The organism is Actinomycetota bacterium (genome assembly GCA_013152275.1).
Lineage (GTDB): Bacteria > Actinomycetota > Acidimicrobiia > Spongiisociales > UBA4744 > BMS3Bbin01.
In genome coordinates, this window is sequence record JAADGS010000018.1 from 88,052 (window position 1) to 109,315 (window position 21,264).

Below are 21,264 nucleotides of genomic sequence, written 5' to 3' on the forward strand. Positions count from 1 at the left end.
ACACCGGTCCTCGAGATGGTCGGCGTCGATACCCACTATGGCGCCATTCAGATGCTCCGCGACGTCAACGTCGAGATCTACGACGGTGAGATCGTCTGTTTGCTGGGCGGCAACGCGTCGGGCAAGACGACGACGCTCAAGACGATTCTCGGGTATGTGACGCCGTCGGACGGTGAAGTTCGCCTCGACGGCGAGAAGGTGAGTGGGCTTCCCACGACCAAGATCGTCGACCGCGGCATCACGATGGTTCCCGAGAATCGCAGGCTCTTCAAGCGGATGACCGTCAGAGAGAACCTCGAGATGGGTACGTATCTCAGGAGGGACCGCCGGGGAGTGGAAGAAGACCTCGAGCGGGTCTTCGATCTGTTTCCCCGGGTGAAGGAGAGGCTCAATCAGCGGGCCGGCACACTCTCCGGGGGCGAACAGCAGATGGTGGCCATGGGGCGGGCACTCATGGCGCGTCCGAAGGTGCTGTTGATGGACGAGCCCTCCATGGGGTTGGCGCCGGTGTTCGTCGCACAGAACTTCGACATCATCCAGCAGGTCAACAAGGAGCAGGGCACCGCCATCTTCATGGTGGAGCAGAACGCCAACATGGCCTTGTCGATCGCCGACCGTGGCTATGTGCTGCAAACCGGGAGGATCGTGCTCGCCGACACTGCCGAGCGGTTACTTGCGAACCCCCAGATGCGTCAGGCGTATCTCGGAGAGATCGACTGATCGAATCCGGGTCGAGACCGGTCTAATGTGGCAGGGCAGATGGAGCCCATCACACACGAGATCGCCGCGACCGACGCCTACGCTCGAACCACCGAGGCGCTGGTCGTCGACGTGACCGGGCAGGGTGTCGTACTCGACCGGACCGTCTTCTATCCACGCGGAGGGGGTCAGCCCGGCGACACCGGCGTACTTCGGTGGGATGGGGGCAGCGTCGCCGTCACCGACACGATCCGTTCGTCCGGTGTCCCGGTTCACGTCCTCGATGGGGAGCCACCGGCGGTGGGGACGACCGTGACCGCAGAGATCGACTGGGACCGTCGCCATCTCCTGATGCGCACTCACACCGCCCTGCACGCGCTCTCTGCGATCATCTGGCAGGACTTCGATGCCAAGGTCACGGGCGGCAACATGGAGCCCGGTGCCGCCCGGATGGATTTCGAGCTGGACTCGATCTCGGTGGAGTTCGGCCATCGCGTCGAGGAACGGCTCAACACCGAACTCGGCGCCGACCGTCCCATCCACGTGCTGTTCCTGCCTCGGGACGAGGCCCTTGCAGATCCGGAGCTGATCCGGACCAAGGTCAGCCTCTTGCCGCCGTCGATCGATCCGATCCGCGTGATCGAGATCGAAGGTCTCGACAAGCAGGCCGACGGAGGGACCCACGTCCGTTCGACGGCCGAGGTCGGCAGGGTCCGGGTCGTCAAGACACAGTCCAAGGGGAAAGGGAACAAACGGATGCGCATCGAGCTCGAGCGGTGATCGACTCTTGATCGACTTCATCCTCGGCCTGTACTTCGCCGGCCTGTTCGTGCGGGGCTGGCTGCGTGGATTCGTGCGCGAGCTGATGGACCTCATCGGTCTGATCGTCGGGCTCGCCCTCGCATTCCGACTCAGTGGCCCTGCCGGCGCATTCGTGCGCAACTGGGCCGGAACGTCCGACGTGGTCTCGCGCCTCATCGGCGGCTTTGCAATCTTCCTCGCCGTGGGGATCGTGGCGAGCATCGGCGCCCATTTCCTTCAGCGGCTCTTCTCCCTTCCCGGCCTTGCATTGTCGAACCGGCTCTTTGGGGCGGTGCTGGCTCTGACGTGGGCGTTGTTCCTTGCCGTTCTGATCTTGTCCCTGCTGGCCGTGCTCCCACTGCCGCCGTCGGCGGCAGACCAACTCGACAACTCCAGAGTCGCCACCTATCTGACCGACCCGGATGCGTTGCCGCAAACGGTCTTCCAGTCGATCGCAGGGGATCGGGTGCTCGAAGCTCTGCTGAATATGCAGGAGCTCGTTGGCGGCAAGGAGGTCATCCTTCAGAAAGGTGAGACACTCGAGCTTCCCGCCGCGGCCGAGGACGACCTCAGGACCGACGACAAGGCGGCAGCGGAGATCTTCGATCTCCTCAACCGTTCCCGTGTCGAGGAAGGACTCGATCCGCTGGCCTGGTCGGCGGCGCTGGCCGGCGTCGGTCAGGCCTACGCCGAGGAGATGTATGTCGGAGGGTTCTTCAGCCATGAGTCGCCGGTGACCGGCAACGTTGTCGATCGAGTGAAGAAGGCCGGGATTCCGTATCGCGTCCTGGGAGAGAACCTCGCGTTGGCCTCGACGGCCAAGACGGTGCACGACGGCCTGATGGCCAGCCCGGCGCATCGCGAGAACATCCTGCGACCCGAGTTCACTCGAGTCGGTATCGGCGTGGTCGCCGGACCGCTCGGACTGATGGTGGTCGAAGTGTTCCAGGGCTGATTCCCGTTTCCTCCCCCAAGAGGCTCCTCCAGGGCCGACGTTGGGGGAGGTGTCCTCGGGGCTTTGGCCGAGGGCGGAGGGGGTCTTGGGGACGTGTCCCGCCAGGGACGGAGGGGGTTGCCTGGCGCCGAGATCAGGCCTGTGATCTGGCCGCTTCGAGCAGTTCTGCAGCCGAGCGTCGGACCGCGGCGGCGAAGGCGTCGAGATCGGGAACGGCATCCCAGTCGGCGTGGAGTCCCCATGCGATCTCGCCGTCGTAGCTGAACAGGGCGATGCCGATATCGTGGCCTGCCCACAGTGGGACGGCGGGGTATTGCACGATCAGCCTGGAGTCGAGCAGGTACATCGGGAACTGCGGTCCGGGTACATTCGTGATCGTCATGTTGAACGGGCGCATGCCGGTGGCGAGCCGTGCGGCACGTTGCATCAAGGTCATCGGTGCCCCCGAGGTGAGCTGGATGATCGTCGAGGCGCCGAGTGCCTGGTTGGTTTCCTTGAGCTTGCCCGTGTGTTCCTTGATGAGCGCGAACCTCCGCAACGGGTCACGCTGTTCCAGCGGCAGCTCGATCAGCCACATCGCGATCTGGTTCCCCAGGGATCCTCGTTGATCCTTCGGACGGACGCTGACCGGGACCATCGCACGGAACTCGACCCCGGTGACATCGAAGGCTCGTTCGTTGATGAGGAAACTGCGGATCGCCCCCGTTGCGACTGCCAGTACGACATCGTTGACGGTGCCGCCGAGGAGGTTCTTGACTTCCTTGAAGTCGTCGAGAGGCAGGGTCAGCCAGTCGAACCGTCGGTTCGGGCCGATCGGTTCATTGATGGGGGTGCGGGACGCGGCCGAGAGCCATCCCGAGGTGAGCGAATGTGCCACGGCGTTGGCTCTCCGCCCTACTTCGGTCGCAAGTGAACGCCCCTGCTCGAATAGCCGGGGGACACTGACTGCGATCTTTGCCGCGCGTGCCAGGCGACGGAGTGTCTCGTCGACGAGGAGCTGCGCTCCTCGTGGCACGGGCCGCGGTATGTACTCGGGGGTCGGCTCGATCTCTGTCGTGGGGGCGAAACCGAGAAGGACCCCCATCAGGTCCACACCCGAGATGCCGTCGAGCATGCAATGGTGGATCTTGAAGATCAAACCGAAACGGTCCTGCTCGCATCCTTCGACGATCCACATCTGCCACAGGGGCTTCGCCCTGTCGAGCTGGCTTCCGAGGATCTGGCCGAACAGCTCTCTGAGTTGTGTGTCCGTTCCCGGCTTCGGAAGGCTGATGTGGCGGACGTGGTAGTCGAGGTTGAAGTGCTGGTCGTCGACCCAGACGGGGTACTTCTCGATCGGGATCCACGCGAGATGCTGCCGGTAACGCGGCACATAGTGGAGTCGAGACCCGATGAACGAGCGAATGCGTCCGATGTCGATGCCGCCATCGGGCCGTCTCAGCGTTCCTCCTTCGAACAGCGCCACACCGGCGACATGCATGTGTGCGGTGGAGGACTCGAGCGCCAGGAAGGAGGCGTCGAGAAAAGAGAGCCGGTCATACGCAGGTTTGGTCATCGGTGCTCCTTCCGGGACAAGCCTACGGCGTGACCGGATCGGCTGGTCATGGCTCGAGGAGCACGCCGAGCCCCTCACGGGCCGCGGTGGCCAGAGCCCGGGCGGCCGCGGCGATGTCCTGGCTCGCGACCCCGACGGATTTGAAGAGGGTGATCGGCGAACTCGGTTTGGACCTGTGCGTCAGCAGGTCTCCGATCGTCGCATCAGGCGAGCGTTGCGCCTGGATGAGGTCACCGGCTTCTTCCGAGGCGGCTGCGATATCGTCGACTGCGACGAACGCCCTCCTGACCGTCTCCGGGGGTATCTCGGCCATCTCCGGCGTGAAGGCGCCGATCGCGTTGATGTGCACGGACTCCGGCAGTGACGAATCACGGAACAGGGGAATGTGCGCCGGCGTCGCAGTGGTCACCACGTCCGCGTGGCCGACCGCCTCATTCGCGTCGCTCACGGCTTCACCGCCGACCTGTCTGGCCAGCCGCTCGGCCCTGTCCCGGCTTCTGGACCATACGAGAATCCTGGTGATCGGTCGGACGGCGATGACCGCTTCGATCAGATCTCGAGCCATCGCGCCTGCGCCGAGCATCGCGAGTGTGGAGGCGTCGGGCTTCGCGAGCAGACGCGTGGCGAGACCGGCTGCCGCACCTGTCCGGATCGCGGTGAGCGTCGGTCCATCGACGAGGCCGATCGGGTGCCCGCGCCCGTCGAACACCACGACGATCCCCGCCGGGTCGCCGGGTGTGATCGAGACCACCTTGATGCCGGTGCGGCTTCCCACTTTCCCCGCCATGAACAATGACGAACCGAGCAGAACCCGCTGAGGTGTTTCACGGTCGTCTCGAAACGCCTCACGCATCGCGCCGATCGCCGAGCTCATCGGAAGCGCCGCTCTCAGGTCGTCAGGTCCCAGATACCGCATCAGGCGAGCACATTCTTGTTGTCGACGGCGAGGGGGTCGCGGTCGACACCGAGGAACGAAATCGGGACGTCGGTGTCGTACGAAGCTCGCCTGCCGGTGATCTCCTGGGCGATCAGCGACCCGATCATCGGCGCGAGCTTGAACCCGTGCCCACTGAATCCGTTGGCGACGAACCACCCTTCGAGCTCGGTGGGACCGAGGACGGGGTGGACATCCTGCTGGTTGACCGTGTAGAGGCCGGCGATGCCCGAAACCGTTCCTTTGTGGGGAAGCGCCGGAATGCGGTGATGGAGGGCATGGATCTTGACGTCCTTGAATGCCGCGTCGGCGCTGGTGCGGTAGTTGTCCGGATCGACGCGTTCGGTCTCGTCCTCCGCGAGAACGGAACCGAAGAGAACCTGCCGGCCGCGGGACTCGGGCCGCAAGTAGATGTTGTGGTCCACCGTCACGGGGATCGGCCCTTGTACCTCGTCGGCCATCGCCCGGTACGCGACCTGCACACGGGTCGGTGTGAGCGTCCAGGGCACATCGACTCCGGCCGCCTCGTTGAGGCGGTTGCACCAAGGACCGGCAGCGTTGATGACGAGTGGAGTATCGATCGTGGTTCCATCGGCCAGCGTGACCCCCATGACGCGTCCGCCGCCGGTGCGCACCCCGGTGACGGGAGATCGGAAGCGGACTTCGGCGCCCTCTCGTCTCGCGGCGGCGATCAGATCCTGATTCGCTCCCGTCGGGTTTGCGTAGCCGCCTTCCTCTTCGAACAGTGCAGCTTCGAGGTCGCGGCACTCATGCGGTGTGGCGCCGGTCAGATCGAAGGGTGCATCGCACGTCGAGAGGGCGGGAAACCGCTCGCGGGCCCCTTCCGCGTCGAGGATCGATACGTGGACGCCTTGTGATCGGAGGCGGTCGACGGTGTGGTGCGCATGGTCGGCCGTGAAGCCCAATATCCAGAGGACACCGGCATGTTCAAATCGGTTTGTCGGTTCTGGGAGCCGGGTGAAGTCGGACCAGTTTCGGTAGGCGCGCTGACCGCCGAGAGCGAGCCGCACCATGTTCGTCTGGGAGTAGAGGGTCCTGATAACGGCCGACGATGCGCCGGTCGACCCTTCCGACGGCCCCGCGCCCTTGTCGAGAACGACGATGTGGTCGGACGTGCGGCGGGCGAGCTGATACGCGATCGAGGACCCGATGATGCCTGCACCGATCACCACGATGTCCGCTGTCTGCACTGCCTGCCTCCCGTGTCAGTTTGCCTACTGTATCGGTGTTCTCGTGTGGGCATGCGGGTTCTGGCGCATCGAGCGCACCAGTGTCGAGACCGTGACCCATTGCACCCAGACGATACCCACGACGACGAAGACACGTTCGGAATACCCCGGATACCAGTGAGGTGTCGCAAGGAATCCGAGACCGGCTGCCAGGAACAATCCCGCGTAGGCAAGACCCAACCGCCGCCGCCCGGTCTCCTCGGGGGCGGCGGCCAACGCGGTGAGCACCATTGCGAACAGCAGGGCAGTGAACGCCATCCCCCCTGAAATGTCGTGCAACGCCCCGATGAAGGTCGTCCACCCCCACTCGACGAGGTCGTCGCGAAAGATCGCCGCGCAAATCATCAGAGCGCCGTGGGCGGCGAGGGCGATGCGCGCGGCGTCGTGACGGCGGTTCGTGACCGAGCGCAAACCGTGGGCGAAACCGATGATGAGCAGACCGTAGATCGCGAATCCGGTCGACATCGCCCACGGGTCGGAGACTCCCCGGGCACTCAACTTGGAGATCGTGTCGGTGGCGGGATCGAGTTCGGGGTGCTGGGCAAGTCCGATGAGGAATGCGAGCACGACGATCGGCGGGGCCAGCACCCCACCGATCAGCCCGAGCCGAGTCGATGGCATCCGACGCATGAGCGCCCGCGGCAGGATTCGAACCTGCGGCCTACTGCTTAGGAGGCAGTTGCTCTATCCCCTGAGCTACGCGGGCAGTGTGAGCTCCATACCTCTTGTGATGTGCTCACCGGGGGTGTGGCGCATGGGGGAGATTAGATCGTCGTGTCTGGGGAGGGGAAAGCGGGTGGGGGCGCGTCGGAATGTCGTCTTGGGTCGGCTTGTCTGATCGGTGGTGTTGTCGGACGTGTCGCGGATCGTCGAGGGATCCGCCCGGTGGTCTACGGCGGGTCGGGGCCGGTTGGGGGTTTGAGGAACCGTCGGCGCTGGGGCGGGGTGTGAGGGTCGATGCGGTAGCCGAGGCCGTGGATGACGACATGGTGGTGATACCAGCACAGGGTCGTGAGGTTGTCGGGGTCGTTGTCGGCTCCTGAGGCCCGCCAGTCGATGTGGTGGGGTTGGAGGCGGTACCGGGATTGGCAGCCGTCTGCAGTGCATCCCTCGTCCCTGTGGAGGACGTAGCGGCGTATGCGGGGCGAGATGACGGCGGAGCGATTCCCGATGCCGAGTACACGTCCGTCTTCGGTGGTGGCGGTCACTTCGATCGTGCCTTCGCAGAGGATCGCTTGCAGAGCTCTGGGCCCGACACGTGGTCCTGCTTCGATGGTGACACCGGTCTGACCGTTGGTGGCTGCGGCCGTTCGAGCGTCGACGAAGATCGTCACCGCCGGTGTGCCCCGTGCCGGCGAATCTCCGGGTGCCGAGTCGTTGCAGATGGCTACGAGAGCGTCGGCGCGCCGTTGTGCGCTCGAAGGTCGGCTCTCATCCGGGTGGAGGGGGAATCGGTCGGCGCGGTCCGCGAGGGCTCTGTCGACGATGGCGCCCTCGTATCCGGGGAGGGAACCCCACAGTCGCCACGTCGACTGGTCCAGGTTCGGTTGCATGACGAGGTGTCGTCCGTTGAATGCGGTGATTTCGTCGGTGGGGGAGACCCGCCGGTGGTGGGCGATGCGTCGCCGCAGACCTGCGATGTCCCAAACCTGTGATTGCTCCACCAGGTCATTGCCCGGTGCGACGGCTGCGAGGCGGATCAGTTCTGCTGCCCGGTCGAAGGTGACCTCTCCGGTCTCGAGAGCTTGCCGCACGCCGTTATTGCCGGATCGGGCTGTTCGCGTCAGCAGCCGGGCGGTTTCGGGGGCGACATCGAGCCGTGCGGTGATCCACTCGGTCAGACCGTGGCACGCGTCCGCCAAGGGGATTTGCCGCCGGTCGATCTCGGTCAACAGCCTCGCCTGGATGGCGCGGAGCCGAGCGATCGTCGATTCGATCTCGACCAGGTCCGTCTCGATCCGATCTGTCGTCATCTCGTTCATGGTGCCACCGTATCAGTCGGGTGTGACAGAAAACGACCGATAACGATAGGCAACGCCAGAAATCTCGCCGGGTTGCCGACCTCGGGTTCCTCACCGGCGTGTGCATCTCTGACATCATGGCCAAGATCTCTCATCCGTGGTCAAACCCCGCCGCCTGTACATATCGGTGCCGACAGGGTGACGCGAGGTCCGAACCGACGGACGTCATCCGGCAGACCGGCGCCAACCTGGCAGGCACCGGCCCAGGGTTGCTCTCGCGGTCTGGCAAAGGCCGGGATGGGCGTCGGGACGTTGGAGCAGCGGCCATGGGACGCCGCGTGTGAGATCCGTGGACCGCTCGACGCCCCCAAGTTCAAGGACCACATCCTCTCGCTCGTGTTCCCGAAACGTCTCTCGGATGTCGTCGACGACGAGATTGTCCGTCTGGGACCCGTGCCGCGGCTCTGCCGGATCGCTCATCGGACAACGCCTGCGGCTTCTCGAGATCCATGGCAAGTCGACCGTGGGGGCCTTCAACGCCCGCCGGAGGTCGTGCCGCTCGAAGTCTGCGGGCAAGAGATCAACGCCCCGGCGCATGCCATCAGCCGAATGAACGCAGTCATCAGGACAGGGACGACGGCGCCGCCTCGGCACCCTCGGAGTGGTGCCGGTGAAGCATCGAAATCTGGTGCAGGTCAGCCCTCGAGTGCCTGGTCGAGATCGGCGATGATGTCGTCGGCGGCCTCGAGACCGACCGACAGGCGGATCAGCCCGTCGGTGATGCCCGAAGCTGCACGTTCCTGCGGGGCGACGACTCGGTGGGTCATCGACGCCGGATGCTCGATCAGCGTGTCGATGTTGCCGAGGCTGACGGCCAGCGTGCAGAGTTCGATCCGGTCGAGGAATCGGGTGGCCGGCTCGTAGCCCCCGAGATCGAACGCGATCATCGCGCCGAATCCATCCATCTGGCGCCTGGCGAGTTCGTGTTGCGGGTGGGAGGGGAGACCGGGGTAGTGGGTGGCCACCACGGCCGGGTGGGACTCCAGAAAGCGGGCCACCGCCATCCCGTTGGCACAGTGGCGACTCATGCGAAGCGGGAGCGTCTTGAGGCCGAGGTTGGTGAGCCAGCAGTCGAACGGGCTCGGCACCCCACCCATGAAGCGGATCAGCGACGGGATCTCTTCTTCCATCAGTGCCGGATCATTGCTGATGACGGCACCACCGATGACGGTTCCGTGGCCGTTGATGTACTTCGTGGTGCTGTGGACGACGGCGTCGGCACCATGCTCGAGAGGCCGCTGCAGCACGGGTGTGGCGAACGTGTTGTCGGCCACGACCTTGGCCCCGTGGGCATGGGCGATCTCCGCGGTTCGGGCGATATCGATCACCGTCATCGTCGGGTTGGCCGGGGTCTCCACGTAGACGACCTTCGTGTTGGTGTGTTGGGTCAACGCACGTACGAGGGCCGCCGGTTCCAGTCCGGCGATGCGGCTGTTCGTGATTCCGTAGGCGGGCAGGATCTCGGTGATGAGGTGGTCGGCGGACCCGTAGAGAACCTGCTGGGCGATGATGTGATCGCCAGCCTTCGCCAGACCCATCAGGGTGGCGCTGATGGCCGCCATGCCCGAGCCGAAGACCTCGGCGGTGACCGCCTCCCGGTCTGCCGTGAGTCCGTGGCTCTCCAGAGCGGCCAGCTTGTTCGCCAGAGCCGTTCGTGCCGGGTTGCCTCCGCGAGAGTAGATGTACCCTTCCTCTTCTCCTTCGGCCCACTCCTCGACGGCTCGCATGCCGTCGAAGGTGAACGTCGAGGTCTGGTAGATGGGAGCGACGTGGGCTCTCGACGCATCGTGCACCTCCCCGGCGTGGATTGCTTCGGTGGCCATCTGGTGTTGCAGCTCGGTGCTCATCACGGGCTCCCTTCATTTGGCCGCCACGGCAGTGTGCGGCTTCTCGAAATGCGAACTGATCGTTGCACCACAGTACCGGTCGGCCTGGCGCACAGGATCGACCGCTCGATGTTGGTGTCATGTGCCTGGCACTGTCATGCGTCGATGGCGCCGTCCGCGAGGGGTGAACCCGATGGTGTCGACGAATTGGCGCCGGTCGTTTCGGACAGGGTCCGAACCGCTTCGCGGTCTAATAGCCTTGCGCGGTGAGTTGCGCTTCATCGAAGGTGAGCTCACGCAGTGCCGCGGCGAAGGCGTCATAGTCCTGTTCGGTGAACATGAGGGTGCTGATCCAGATGATGACGCTGTGATCATCGTTCCACGCGGCAATGTCGAGCCGCGTTCCGTCGAGGTAGTCGGTGGTGCAATGGTTCCAGAAGTTGTACAGCCCGTTGTAGGTGCCGTCGTCATACACGCCCATCATGCCGCTCACACCATCGGTGCCGCCGATGCAGCGGTCCGACCTGTTGTGTGAGCGGATCCACATCTCGGGGGTCCACGAGTCGTACGGGGTCTTGTGGGCGATGCCGATCTGGAAGCCGGGCGCGGTCCAGCCGGTCGTGTAGTCGCTGATGTCATAGCTGCCGACGGCGTAGAGTTCTATGCCGGTGCCATACGGTCCGTCGGGCGATGCGTACAGCGGTGTCGCATCGACGGTGAGTTCGGAATCGAAGTCGTCGGCTTTGACGGTGTGGATGACACCATGGGAGTCGACCAGGTCGAGATACTCCACCGGCCACGGTTCGGTGGCTACCAGGTAGAAGCCTGTCGTCTTGATCCAGTCGAAGTTGTCGGTGGCATCTTCTGGTGACATTCCGGTCGGCAGAGTGGTCGTGGTGGAGGGAGGCAGGGGCCTGGACGTCGTCGTGGTGCCCATTGCGGTACCGGTTGGGGTACTGGTCGCGGTACCGGTTGCGGACCATGTCTGTCCTGTGGAGGTGAAGGGGATGCCGGAGGAGATGTCACCTTCGTAGAACAGGTTTTCCGATGGACGGTAGGTGTTGATACGGGTCGGTACGGCGGTGCCGTGAGTGAGGATCGTGTCGCAGTACTGGCTGATTCCGCCGAGGTCGGTGTAGGCGGGTGCACCTTCGACGTCGACGATGATGTCCCCGGCCTTGATCCCTGCCGTTTCTGCGGGGCTGTTCGGGACGACTGCACGCACGAACAGGCCGGTGGGCAAACTGCCGTCGGCGGCTTGGTAAGCGAGCGCGTTGAGTCCGATGGTGGTGAGAGACGTGCCGGAGGCGAGCGCTTGGAGTCTTTCGTAGACGAGCATTGTCTGGAGCGCGTAGAACCCGTCCAGAGGTGCCGGGTAGCCGATGGCGGCGACGTTGCCATGATCGTCGAACACCGGAGCTCCGAACTCGCCGGGGTAGGCGGGGCTCGTGAGTTCCAGCATTTCGTTGGGGGTGAACGATCTGACGAAGCCGGTGGTCGTCGGCCCGTCGCCGACGGTTCCTTCGGTGACCGTGTAGGCGGGCAGGTCCGACGGGTATCCGACGACGGTGACATGCTGATCTGCCGTGAGTCCGGAGGTGTTGTCCACGCCGACGTAGTCGAAGTTGTCACCGTCGATGTCGATGATGGCCAGGTCGTCGCATTCGTCGATGGCAACGACGACTGCAGAGCGCGCCTGAGAGTCGTTACCGACGAAGACGTCGATGGCGGTCGCTCCGGCGACGAGATGGCTGACGGTGACCGCATAGCCGCGCGGGTCGATGATGAATCCTGTTCCAGAGGTCAGGATCGTGTCGTCCAGCCCGGGTGGGTTGACGAACCCGCCGGCGAGGATACGTACAACGGCCGTGGATGCGGCCTGCGGGTCGGTGACGAGGACACCGGTTTCGGCACCGCCGTTGTCCGCAGGTGCGCCACCGGCGATGGTGCTCGGCGTGGTCGCCTGGCCTGGAGCATCGGGGCTTTGGGGCACGGTGGTGGAGACGCCGGGTTGGGTCGTCTTGCCGAAAGCGAGGCCGACGTGACGGGTCGGGACATCGATCTGCACGGTGCACGCGGCGAGAATGACCGCCGCGGCCAGCAAGACGAAGCTGCGGTGAATACTCATGATGTCCTCATTGTCTTTGCGGCTGATCGGGGCAGGTCTGAACACTCATGTCGAGATACGGGGACGCATCATAACGAGTGACATGCGAGGTTCCTCTCGAAGATGCACCAAGGTGCGCCTCGATGTGGCAGTCGTTGGTGACGGCGGTGGTCTCGACGCAGACTTCACGGAGGAGGGCTTGGAGGCTGTGGCCTAGAACGACCGATAACGAGTGGTGACGCGACAACACGTGACACGACCCCGACCGCAGGATCTCACCGGCTTCATGCCGGATTCTCATGTCCTTTTCATAGAGCCCGCGTATGTTTGAAGAAGTGAAGGAGGTATTCATGTTGGCCGCAACGACACTCGCGCAGCCCATCAGACTCGGGTTCGATCGCATGGGAGACTGGGGTTGGGGTTGGACCTGGGGGGCAGCGGTCTTCATGGGCATGCTGGCCGCATTGTTCATCGCCCTGCTCGTCTGGTTCGTCGTCTCGATGGCCGGTCGGCGTGACGACACGAGCACGCCCTCGGCGCCGTCCGCTTCGCCATCGCGCGCGAGGGCGGTGCTCGACGAGCGGTACGCCAAGGGTGAGATCGATCGAGACGAGTACCTGCAACGCAAGGCCGATCTCGAAAGCTGATTCGACATCGTGGGTGGGCGGCGTTTCGCCCACCCACGAGCCGTTTGGAGCGTCGCCGTCGTGTCGCAGACATGTGTCGGCGGCGCCGCCGTCGATCATGCTTCGGTGGGCGACGACGTGCTCTCGGCTCGAGGCTTGCTCGCCACGAAGCGAACGCTCGACACGTTGCCGGCGAGCGCTTCGAGAGTCTCCGTGGATCGTTGCTCGCAGCAGCCGGATGCCGCTTCGGGAAGGTCAGAGTCGATGATGGCGGCAATCTGGGTTGCGTCATACGTGAGCCGATCTGCGACGTGTACGTCGTCGAGGCCGGCGTCCTGGAGCCCAAGGAGGTAGTCGTGTTCGCCGATCGCCCCTCCGACGCACGAGCAGTAGAGAACCGGATCGTCACGAACCCAGTCAGGGAGGTCTTCGACCACGAGGTCGGACACGGACATGCGACCCCCGGGCTTGAGGACTCGAGCGATCTCCGCGAACACGTTCTCTTTCTCGGGTGAAAGGTTGATCACGCAGTTCGAGATGACCCAGTCGACCGAGTCGCCGTCCACCGGGAGGTCCTCGATGATGCCTTTGCGGACCTCCACGTTCGTGAGTCCGGACGCCGCGATGTTCTCGCGTGCCTTGGCGATCATCGCATCGGTCATGTCGATGCCGATCACGTGACCGGTGGGACCGACCTTCTTGGCGGCAAGAAGGAGATCGATGCCGGCTCCGGACCCCAGGTCCACAACGACGTCGCCGGGTTTGAGATCGGCGAGCGCGACCGGGTTGCCGCAGCCGAACGAGTTGGCGACCGCTTCCGGGGGGAGATCCCGCAGTTCCGATTCTTCATAGCCTGCGAGCTGGGCCGTGACCCCTCTGGAGGTCGGTTCGCCACAGCAACCGCCGGTTCTCGCCACGGCGTCTGCATAGGCCTTGGACACTTGCCGGCGTGTGGTCTCGACATCAGACATCGGATTCCCTCTCTTTGTCGTGTGTGCTCTTGGGACTGCAGCAGGCCTCGAGCGCGTCGGCGATCGACCGAAGGTTCGCGGCGAGTTCCGCGTAGGGGACCGAATAGAAGACCTCTCGTCCCCGTTTCTCCGCGATGAGAACGCCCGCGTCGCGCATGGTGGCCAGATGCCGGGACACGACCGACAGGTCGACGGGGCAACAGCCGGCGGCCTCCGAGACCGTGGACGGTTCACCTTCGGTCGACAGCGTCACCAGCAAGAGGATCCGGTTGGGATCGCTCAGTGCCTTGAAGAGCTCGGGTCGCAGCACCTCTTGGAGGCGGTCGCCGTTGCAGCACGCTGCGTCGGTTTGGTCATTGCATACTTGCGTCACAATGCAAAGATTAGTCGAGATCGGTAGAAATGCAACTGCGCCGGTCGTCGACGCTCGTCTCGCGGGGTGTGGCCCGGTCCTGGGGCCGGTGCACGAATGTTCGTACAGCAGGCCGAGGACGCTAGGTTTGCCTGGATGCCCAGCCTGATCGAGACCTCGGGACTCACACACCGCTTCGGTGATGTGGTGGCGCTCGCCGACCTGAGCCTCGAGGTTCCTTCCGGCAGGATCGGTCTGGTTGGAGCCAACGGCGCAGGCAAGACGACGCTCATCCGCATCCTGCTCGGCATGCTCACCCCGACGCGGGGCGGCGCTCGGGTGCTCGGCCTCGACGTGCGACACGACGCCCTCGCGCTGCGTTCTCGTGTCGGGTACATGCCCGAAGGGGCATGTCTTCCCGCGGCGCAGACCGCAGCCGATTTCGTCGCCTTCGCCGCGGAGCTCGCGGGGATCCCTGCCTCGGACTCGCGGCGCCGTGCGTCCGAGATCCTGTTTCTCGTCGGGTTGCACGAGGAGCGATTCCGCTACCTGGGCGACTTCTCGACCGGCATGCTGCAACGGGTGAAGCTGGCGCAGGCCATCGTCCACGATCCAGAGGTGACGTTTCTCGATGAACCGGCCGCCGGGCTCGATCCTGAAGGCAGGGAGCACATGCTCGAGTTGATCATCCGGCTTGGAGAGTTCGGGATCAGTGTCGTGTATTCGTCGCACATCCTCGCCGACGTCGAGCGGACCTGCGACTGGGTCGTCATGCTCGACGGCGGCCGACTGGTGCGCTCCGGACCTATCGCGGGGATGGGGAGCGAAGACGCTCTGACGGTCGAGGTTCTGGACGCTCCGGAGGCCTTCGTCCGTTGGCTACGCGAGCGCGGTGCAGAGGCGGACGCCGCCGGGAGATCGGTCCGAGTCCGGTTCGATGGTGACCCGCTCAACCTGGTGCGGGACGGCCTTGCCGCCACAGGCACGGGGGTGCACCGGATGGGCCGACGGGCCAGAACCCTCGAAGACGCGTTCATCGAGGATGCTCGACCTCGGGAGACGACGTGAGCGACGCCGTCATCGTCGATCGCGGGTACCGGAGCTATGAGGGGCCACGGCTCGGTCGTAGAGGTGCGATCGCGGCGATCGTGCGCGAGAGCATGCGCCGGGCGCTCGGCCTGCGCCGGAAGGCGAGGCGCAAGATCCTTCCCTGGTCGCTCATCGCGATGGCGATCATCTCCGTCGCGGCACTCGTCGGTCTGCACTGGGCGGCCGCGCGCGTCGGCATCGGAGGGATCGTCGCCTCCCGGCTCCCAGGGTACGGGCAGTACTTCGACATCATCTCCAGGATCGCGTTGCTGTTCATCGCGTTCATCACCCCCCAACTTCTGGCTCCCGATCGCCGCGAAGGTGTGCTCGCCGTCTATTTTTCGCGCCCGCTGCGTCCCGTCGACTACCTGGGCGCCAAGTTCGCGGCGCTCGGGATCCTCGTCATGGGGTTCTACGTCGTACCCGAGTTCGTGTTCCACATCTCGCTCGCGACGCTCGATCCGGAAGGGTTCTTCCCGTACCTGGGAGCCAATCTCGACGTGCTGTGGCAGGTCGCCTTCGTGGCGTTCGTCTATTCCATCGCCTATATCTCGGTCGCGTTCGCCGTGGCTGCGTTCGTTCCGCGTACCGGTCTCGCGGCGGGCGTGTTCCTCGGGATCATGATCATCCTGAACCAGATCGTTGCTGCCATCGTCGAATTGGGTACCTTCCCCGGCTCTCGGTATGTCGCCCTGCTGGCGCTCGAGGAGCATCCTCGGATCGTGCGAGATTGGGTGTTCGGCATCACCACGGGCGAGTACACCCCACGTGTGGCCGGGTTCGATCCGTGGGTCTCGCTCGCCGTCGTGGGGGCTCTCTTCGTACTGGTCGCCGTCGGGGTGTCGGAACGCTATCGGAGATTGACGTGAGTGATCCGCTGTCGCCGTCCGGCCTCACCGTCGAGGCCCGGGATCTCTCGAGGTGGTTCGGGCAGAAGGTCGCCGTATCGGAGGTGACCTGCGGGTTCGGTCCAGGGGTCACGGGCCTGTTGGGCCCCAACGGGGCAGGCAAGACGACCTTGCTGCGTATGCTCACCGGTCTCATTCGTCCATCGGATGGTGAGGTTCGGCTTCTCGGTGTCGACCCGCGATCCCGACCGGACGTCTATCGACAGGTTGCGCTCGTCCCCGAGGACGAGACCGTTCACGGGTTCCTTACTGCGCGCCAGTTCGTCCAGTTCAACGCCACGCTCCAGCGCCTGGCAGATCCGGCGTCGGCCGCCGGCAGGGCCTTGGAGCAGGTTGAACTGTCGGAGGTGGCCGACAGGCGTCTGGCGACGTTCTCCAAAGGCATGCGTCAGCGGGCCAAGGTGGCCGCCATGCTCGTGCACGAGCCTCACGTGCTGTTTCTCGACGAGCCGCTCAACGGGACGGACCCGGTGCAGCGCGCGCACCTGATGCGGCTCTTCGTCGAACTCGGTGAACAGGGCAAGACCGTCATCGTGTCCTCCCACGTGCTCGGCGAAGTGGAGCGGATGGCGGATCGGGTCATAGCGATGATCGACGGTCGTGTGGCGGGAGCCGGGACGGTCCCCGCACTGCGGGATGCGATGTCCGACATTCCCAGGAGGTTGCGAGTCGGTTGCGACCGCCCTCGAGTCCTCGCCGCGGCGCTCGTTGCGCACGAGTCCGTGGGTGGTGTCACCGTCGAGGGAGAGGATCTGCTCGGAGTCGAAGCGCTGGACTCCGAGGCGCTTGGCCGGGCACTGCCGCGTATCGCCGTCGATGCGGACGTGCGGCTGATCTCGGTGGAACCACAGGACGAATCGCTCGAGAGCACGTTTCGATACCTGGTGAGCCGATGAAGGTCTTCTCGGCCATCTGCATGGTCACGTTGCGCGGGTTGATGAGCCGCCGGCGGGTCACCGGCCTGCTCTTGCTGACCGTGCTCCCGGCGATCATCGTCGCGCTGGTCGGCAAGGGTGCAGGCGACCCCGAGCAGTTGACCCGGGGGTTGACGGTGGGCGTTCTCTTGGCTGTGGCGATTCCGGTGGTTGCCCTCGTCAACTCGTCCGCCGCGCTCGGTGACCCGCGACGTGAGCATCTGCTGCCGTTCCTGACGCTGAAACCGATTCCACGATCGGTCATCGCCGGCGCGGTATTCGTCGGTTCGGTCGTTGCGACGCTCGGCATCGGAGGAGTTGGTGTTGCGGCCCTGTGGCTCGCCGGTGGCTGGGTGACCGGTTCCTGGAGCATCGGCCTGCCTGCGGCCGTCGCGCTGGTCGTATCCGCCCTCTCTTACGGGGCGGTGTTCATCCCGGTCGGGTACCTGTTCAGGAGAGGAACACTGATCGGTCTGATCTACCTGTTCTTCTGGGAGGCGATCCTGGCCTCGGCCGTCACCACCCTGGCGGCATCGTCGCTGTGGCGAATCGGGCTGTCCGCGTATCTCGGGTTGGTGGCCGAGCCTGCTCAGGAGTTCGTGGACCTGCTCGGCACCGTGCAGGCGGGCGTCGGTGGTGCGTTCGCCAAGGCAGGCGTGCTCGTCGTCATATCTCTCGTGCTGACGACGTGGCTGCTGCGAAGCCGGGATCAGGTGGTGTAGCCGGCACCTGCAGTTCGGCTCAAGCCGGCTGCCGACCGTGGCTACGGCCGAGCAGATACGTTGCCGTGGCGACCCCGGCCGCACCCGCGACCGCGGTCGTCGTGCCGATCACCCGTTTCGCCGTTCTGGAGAACTCGATGATCGGCCACCCTCGGTGATAGGCGATTGATTCGAGTGCCCGATCGGGATTGACGGCGACGGGATGTCCGACCAGCTCCAGCATCGGGAGATCGGAGACCGAATCCGAGTAGGCGTAGCACAGGCGCAGGTCGTAGCCCCGCTCGGACGCCAGCTTCGAGACGGCGGTCGCCTTTCCCTTTCCGTAGCAGAACGGCTCCGACAGCCGCCCGGTGTAGACACCGTCGGAGATCTCCGAGACGGTGCCGATCCCGCCGGTCATGCCGATCGCCTGCGCGAACTCGCGGACGATCTCGATCGGAGAAGCGGACACGATATAGGTGTCCCTGCCGGCTTCGTCGTGCAGATCGATGAGCGCCTGAGACTCTCTTCGGACCGCTTCGAGGAGCTGTGCGATCACCTCGTCGCCGATGTCCTCCACTGCGGTGACCGGTTTTCCCTTGATCGCCTCGAGGATCCTGTCACGAACGGCGTCCGCCTTCTCGTCCGAGGAACCCCCAAACCGGAAGAGGACGGCGTTGACGGCATCGCCGAAGAGCTGGTTGGTCGTGACCATGCCGTGGCGCCACGCTGCCATCCCGAAGGCGAACACCGAAGACCCCGAGATCAGCGTTCTGTCGAGGTCGAAGAATGCGGCTGCCGCGTCGTCCATGCGCCGAGGCTATCACGCGGACGCTACGCTAGACCCGTGGCTGCAGAAGAAGAACGTATCGCCCTGTTTCTGGACTACGAGAACCTGGCCATTGGCGCCAGGGACATCGGCCTCCAATTCGACTTCAAACCGATCGCCGACGCCCTCGCCGAGCGCGGGAGGGTGGTGGTGCGGAAGGCGTATGCGGAATGGTCGGCCTTTCCGGACGACCGCCGCATGTTGACACGGCACAACGTAGAGCTCACCGAGATCCCACAGCGCCTCGGCGCCGTGCGCAAGAACGCCGCCGACATCAAGATGGCCGTCGACGCGATCGAACTCGCATTCGAGAGGGGATACCTGACGACGTTCGTTCTCGGGACGGGGGACAGTGACTTCACCCCGCTCGTTCACAAACTGCGGTCGCTCAACAAGCAGGTCATCGGCGTCGGCGTCAAGGGGTCCACATCCGCCCTCCTGCCTCCTGCATGCGACGAGTTCCTCTTCTACGAACGGCTCAAGGGAGTCGAATCACCACGGCCCCGCAGGAAGAGCGTCGTCCGGGAAGAGAAGCCGGTGGAGATCGAGACCGAGACCGAGACCGGTGAGAACGGTTCCATCGAAGATCTGATCACGTTGGTCACCCAGACGCTCGCAGGGCTGCAGAGCACGTCGGGTGGCGCCGTCGTCGCGTCGAGTCTCAAGCGGGCGATACTCCGCAAGGACCCGACGTTCTCCGAGTCGGACTTCGGGTTCAGAGGATTCGGCGAGCTGTTGCGTCACCTCGAATCGAGGAACGCGATCGAGTTGGGGGAGGGTCCGGCGAAGGGTGACCCCGTCGTCAGTTTCACGACCGAAGGCAAGGGGGAGGAAGAGGCCTTCGGTCTGCTGCGTCAGGTCGTGCTCGAACTCGAGAGCGGAGGGGGCCCTCCACTGTTGTCCGGACTGAAGAACCAGATGCGCAAACGAAGCCCCGGTTTCTCGGAGAAACGCTACGGCTTCAGCGGCTTCCTCCAGTTCTGCAAGGCCGCTCGCACCCGTGGCATCATCGATCTGCGCTGGGACGACGACGCAGGCGACTACGTGGTGAGCTCACGATGAGAAGCGGGCCCGTGAAGGCCCGCCACCCATCTGTCGATCTGAGCTGATTACGGCCAGATGCCGCGGTGGGAGGCGGCGGTGGCACACCTACCTGCAGCCACGATGTACGCAGCGGTCCTCAGGTGGGGATAGGGGACTTCTTCTCCCGGATGGGATTGCGACCATACGGCGCGAGTCTCCTCGATTCCCTCCTGAACGTCGGCCAGGGTCGAGATGACTTTGTCCGTTGCCCGGTACATCTTCTTGCGGAGCTTCGCGTGGACCTCTTCCTCGTCCCACTGCTGGTCTTCGATGTTCTGCACCCACTCGTAGTACGAGACGACGACGCCGCCCGCGTTGGCCAAGATGTCGGGCAGGATGGGGATTCCCTTCGCTGCAAGGACTTCGTCGGCCGTCGGTGTCGTGGGGCCGTTGGCGGCTTCCACGACGACCTTGGCGTTGATCCGATCCGCGTTCGCTGCGGTGATCTGATTCTCGAGTGCGGCCGGAATCAGGATGTCGCACGGTACTTCGAGCACTTCCAGCGGCGCGAGCGCCTTCGTCCCGTCGAGCTCGACGACACTGCCGGTGCGGTCCTTGTGCTCTTCGACACGAGCTATGTCCAGGCCGTTGGGGTCGAAGATCCCACCCTTCGAGTCGCTCACCGCAACGATGGTGGCTCCGGCGCGTTCGAACAAGATCGCCGCATTGCGACCGGCGTTGCCGAATCCCTGGATCGCCACCGTCGCTCCTTTGAGCGAGGCGAGGTCGGGCCGTCCGCCGAGATGGAGGAACCGCTCGGTCACGAACAAGGCTCCCTGTGCGGTGGCCGTCGGGCGCCCGAGTGAACCACCGAGGTCGAGCGGCTTTCCGGTCACGACCGGCCGGTTGTTCTGTCCGGGGTGCATCATCGAGTACGTGTCGAAGATCCACGCCATGGTTTGGGCGTCGGTGTAGACGTCGGGTGCGGGGATGTCCGTGTACGGGCCGATGTTCGAGCCGAGGGCGGCGATGAAGCGGCGGGTGATGGAAGCCTTCTCGTGTTGGGAGATCTTGCGGGGATCGACCTGCACGCCACCCTTTGCGCCGCCGAACGGAATGTCGACGAGGGCGCATTTGAGCGTCATCCAGGCTGCCAGCGCCCGGACCTCGTCTTCACTCACCTGGGGGTGGAAACGGATGCCTCCCTTCCCGGGACCGCGGACCGCCGAGTTGAGCACCCGGTAGCCGTAGAACACTTCAATGTGACCGTCATCCATGCGAATGGGCAAGGTCACGTTGACCGACTGCTCCGGTTCGAACAGCCACTCGGTCAGGCCGGGGGACTCAGCCAGTTCCCGTATGTACGGGATCACCTGCTCGAACTGATGTCGAGCAATGTGGTTCGGGTTGAGGTCCTCTACGAGGGCGCGCTCGGGCGCTGTCATGGTGTCTCCTCTGGACATGCCGGCTTTGGGTGTGCGCAAGGAATGCCCCTGCGGTGGAGCGTGGTCTCGGTTCGAGCCGGCTGGTGCGATCCCGGACCTGGCACGCCGGGAAGTCTACGTTGTCGAGATGGAAAAGTCACTATGAATACCCCCTGGCGAAGTGGCCGATCGGTGGTCTCGTGATCACATGCGAGCCGCCCGAACCGCGCTTCTTCCAGGCGACGTTCCCAACGACCGCGGGTCGACCCTCGAGAGGAC

The 21,264-nt window shown here is 64.7% G+C and carries 20 protein-coding genes and 1 tRNA gene; 9 read left to right on the forward strand and 12 right to left on the reverse strand.

Features of this window, described 5'->3' with window-relative positions; all coding sequences use genetic code 11:
* Window positions 1-15 precede the first annotated feature (15 nt).
* The 3 genes from GXP34_01660 to GXP34_01670 are packed head-to-tail and all read left to right on the forward strand — an operon-like array spanning window position 16 to window position 2,455.
* Window positions 16-720 (forward strand): ABC transporter ATP-binding protein, encoded by a 705-nt coding sequence (locus GXP34_01660; GenBank protein NOY54671.1) that lies wholly within the window; start codon window positions 16-18, stop codon window positions 718-720.
* Between the two features lie 39 nt (window positions 721-759).
* Complete coding sequence (locus GXP34_01665; GenBank protein ID NOY54672.1) at window positions 760-1,479, forward strand: alanyl-tRNA editing protein; 720 nt, start codon at window positions 760-762, stop codon at window positions 1,477-1,479.
* 7 nt (window positions 1,480-1,486) lie between these two features.
* A complete protein-coding gene (locus GXP34_01670) occupies window positions 1,487-2,455 on the forward strand; it encodes a hypothetical protein (protein ID NOY54673.1) in 969 nt (322 codons plus the stop codon).
* A gap of 133 nt (window positions 2,456-2,588) precedes the next feature.
* Here the strand turns inward: GXP34_01670 and GXP34_01675 are convergent, their stop codons facing one another.
* The 8 genes from GXP34_01675 to GXP34_01710 form a co-directional block, all read right to left on the reverse strand.
* Window positions 2,589-4,010, reverse strand: coding sequence for a wax ester/triacylglycerol synthase family O-acyltransferase (locus GXP34_01675; protein ID NOY54674.1), 1,422 nt, complete (start codon window positions 4,008-4,010; stop codon window positions 2,589-2,591).
* Window positions 4,011-4,056: 46 nt separating this feature from the next.
* Window positions 4,057-4,926, reverse strand: coding sequence for an NAD(P)-binding domain-containing protein (locus tag GXP34_01680; protein NOY54675.1), 870 nt, complete (start codon window positions 4,924-4,926; stop codon window positions 4,057-4,059).
* Window positions 4,926-6,155 carry an FAD-binding oxidoreductase gene (locus tag GXP34_01685; protein ID NOY54676.1) on the reverse strand — a complete coding sequence of 410 codons (1,230 nt, stop codon included), beginning with the start codon at window positions 6,153-6,155 and terminating at the stop codon, window positions 4,926-4,928. The genes GXP34_01680 and GXP34_01685 overlap by 1 nt, the downstream gene beginning before the upstream one ends.
* 24 nt (window positions 6,156-6,179) lie before the next feature.
* Window positions 6,180-6,815, reverse strand: coding sequence for a DUF998 domain-containing protein (locus tag GXP34_01690; GenBank protein NOY54677.1), 636 nt, complete (start codon window positions 6,813-6,815; stop codon window positions 6,180-6,182).
* Between the two features lie 12 nt (window positions 6,816-6,827).
* A tRNA-Arg gene (locus tag GXP34_01695) sits at window positions 6,828-6,900 on the reverse strand.
* A gap of 184 nt (window positions 6,901-7,084) precedes the next feature.
* Complete coding sequence (locus tag GXP34_01700) at window positions 7,085-8,176, reverse strand: DUF222 domain-containing protein (protein ID NOY54678.1); 1,092 nt, start codon at window positions 8,174-8,176, stop codon at window positions 7,085-7,087.
* A 674-nt stretch (window positions 8,177-8,850) separates the two neighbouring features.
* Window positions 8,851-10,062, reverse strand: coding sequence for a PLP-dependent transferase (locus GXP34_01705; GenBank protein NOY54679.1), 1,212 nt, complete (start codon window positions 10,060-10,062; stop codon window positions 8,851-8,853).
* 229 nt (window positions 10,063-10,291) lie between these two features.
* The gene (locus tag GXP34_01710) at window positions 10,292-12,169 is read right to left on the reverse strand and encodes a serine protease (protein NOY54680.1); all 1,878 of its coding nucleotides are present in this window, start codon (window positions 12,167-12,169) and stop codon (window positions 10,292-10,294) included.
* A gap of 380 nt (window positions 12,170-12,549) precedes the next feature.
* Here GXP34_01710 and GXP34_01715 point away from each other — a divergent pair, with 380 nt between their 5' ends.
* Window positions 12,550-12,795 carry an SHOCT domain-containing protein gene (locus GXP34_01715; protein ID NOY54681.1) on the forward strand — a complete coding sequence of 82 codons (246 nt, stop codon included), beginning with the start codon at window positions 12,550-12,552 and terminating at the stop codon, window positions 12,793-12,795.
* Between the two features lie 95 nt (window positions 12,796-12,890).
* Here the strand turns inward: GXP34_01715 and arsM are convergent, their stop codons facing one another.
* Complete coding sequence (gene arsM / locus GXP34_01720) at window positions 12,891-13,745, reverse strand: arsenite methyltransferase (protein NOY54682.1); 855 nt, start codon at window positions 13,743-13,745, stop codon at window positions 12,891-12,893.
* Complete coding sequence (locus GXP34_01725; GenBank protein ID NOY54683.1) at window positions 13,738-14,118, reverse strand: winged helix-turn-helix transcriptional regulator; 381 nt, start codon at window positions 14,116-14,118, stop codon at window positions 13,738-13,740. Before GXP34_01725 ends, arsM begins: the two co-directional genes overlap by 8 nt.
* 135 nt (window positions 14,119-14,253) lie before the next feature.
* On the opposite strand from GXP34_01725, the gene GXP34_01730 reads away from it, so the two are divergent.
* Genes GXP34_01730 through GXP34_01745 form a run of 4 tightly spaced genes read left to right on the forward strand, consistent with a single transcriptional unit; the run spans window position 14,254 to window position 17,730 of the window.
* Window positions 14,254-15,165, forward strand: a complete 912-nt coding sequence (locus GXP34_01730) for an ABC transporter ATP-binding protein (protein NOY54684.1) — start codon at window positions 14,254-14,256, stop codon at window positions 15,163-15,165.
* Window positions 15,162-16,055, forward strand: coding sequence for an ABC transporter permease (locus GXP34_01735; protein NOY54685.1), 894 nt, complete (start codon window positions 15,162-15,164; stop codon window positions 16,053-16,055). The genes GXP34_01730 and GXP34_01735 overlap by 4 nt, the downstream gene beginning before the upstream one ends.
* A gap of 8 nt (window positions 16,056-16,063) precedes the next feature.
* Window positions 16,064-16,990 (forward strand): ABC transporter ATP-binding protein, encoded by a 927-nt coding sequence (locus GXP34_01740; GenBank protein ID NOY54686.1) that lies wholly within the window; start codon window positions 16,064-16,066, stop codon window positions 16,988-16,990.
* Window positions 16,987-17,730, forward strand: a complete 744-nt coding sequence (locus GXP34_01745) for a hypothetical protein (GenBank protein NOY54687.1) — start codon at window positions 16,987-16,989, stop codon at window positions 17,728-17,730. The genes GXP34_01740 and GXP34_01745 overlap by 4 nt, the downstream gene beginning before the upstream one ends.
* A gap of 19 nt (window positions 17,731-17,749) precedes the next feature.
* On the opposite strand, the gene GXP34_01750 is transcribed toward GXP34_01745, so the two are convergent.
* Window positions 17,750-18,520: an HAD-IB family hydrolase gene (locus GXP34_01750; protein ID NOY54688.1), complete on the reverse strand. Its 771-nt coding sequence runs from the start codon at window positions 18,518-18,520 to the stop codon at window positions 17,750-17,752.
* 36 nt (window positions 18,521-18,556) lie between these two features.
* Between GXP34_01750 and GXP34_01755 the strand changes: the two genes are divergently transcribed.
* Window positions 18,557-19,600, forward strand: coding sequence for an NYN domain-containing protein (locus GXP34_01755; GenBank protein ID NOY54689.1), 1,044 nt, complete (start codon window positions 18,557-18,559; stop codon window positions 19,598-19,600).
* A 47-nt stretch (window positions 19,601-19,647) separates the two neighbouring features.
* On the opposite strand, the gene GXP34_01760 is transcribed toward GXP34_01755, so the two are convergent.
* The gene (locus GXP34_01760) at window positions 19,648-21,006 is read right to left on the reverse strand and encodes a Glu/Leu/Phe/Val dehydrogenase (protein NOY54690.1); all 1,359 of its coding nucleotides are present in this window, start codon (window positions 21,004-21,006) and stop codon (window positions 19,648-19,650) included.
* Window positions 21,007-21,264: the final 258 nt, after the last annotated feature.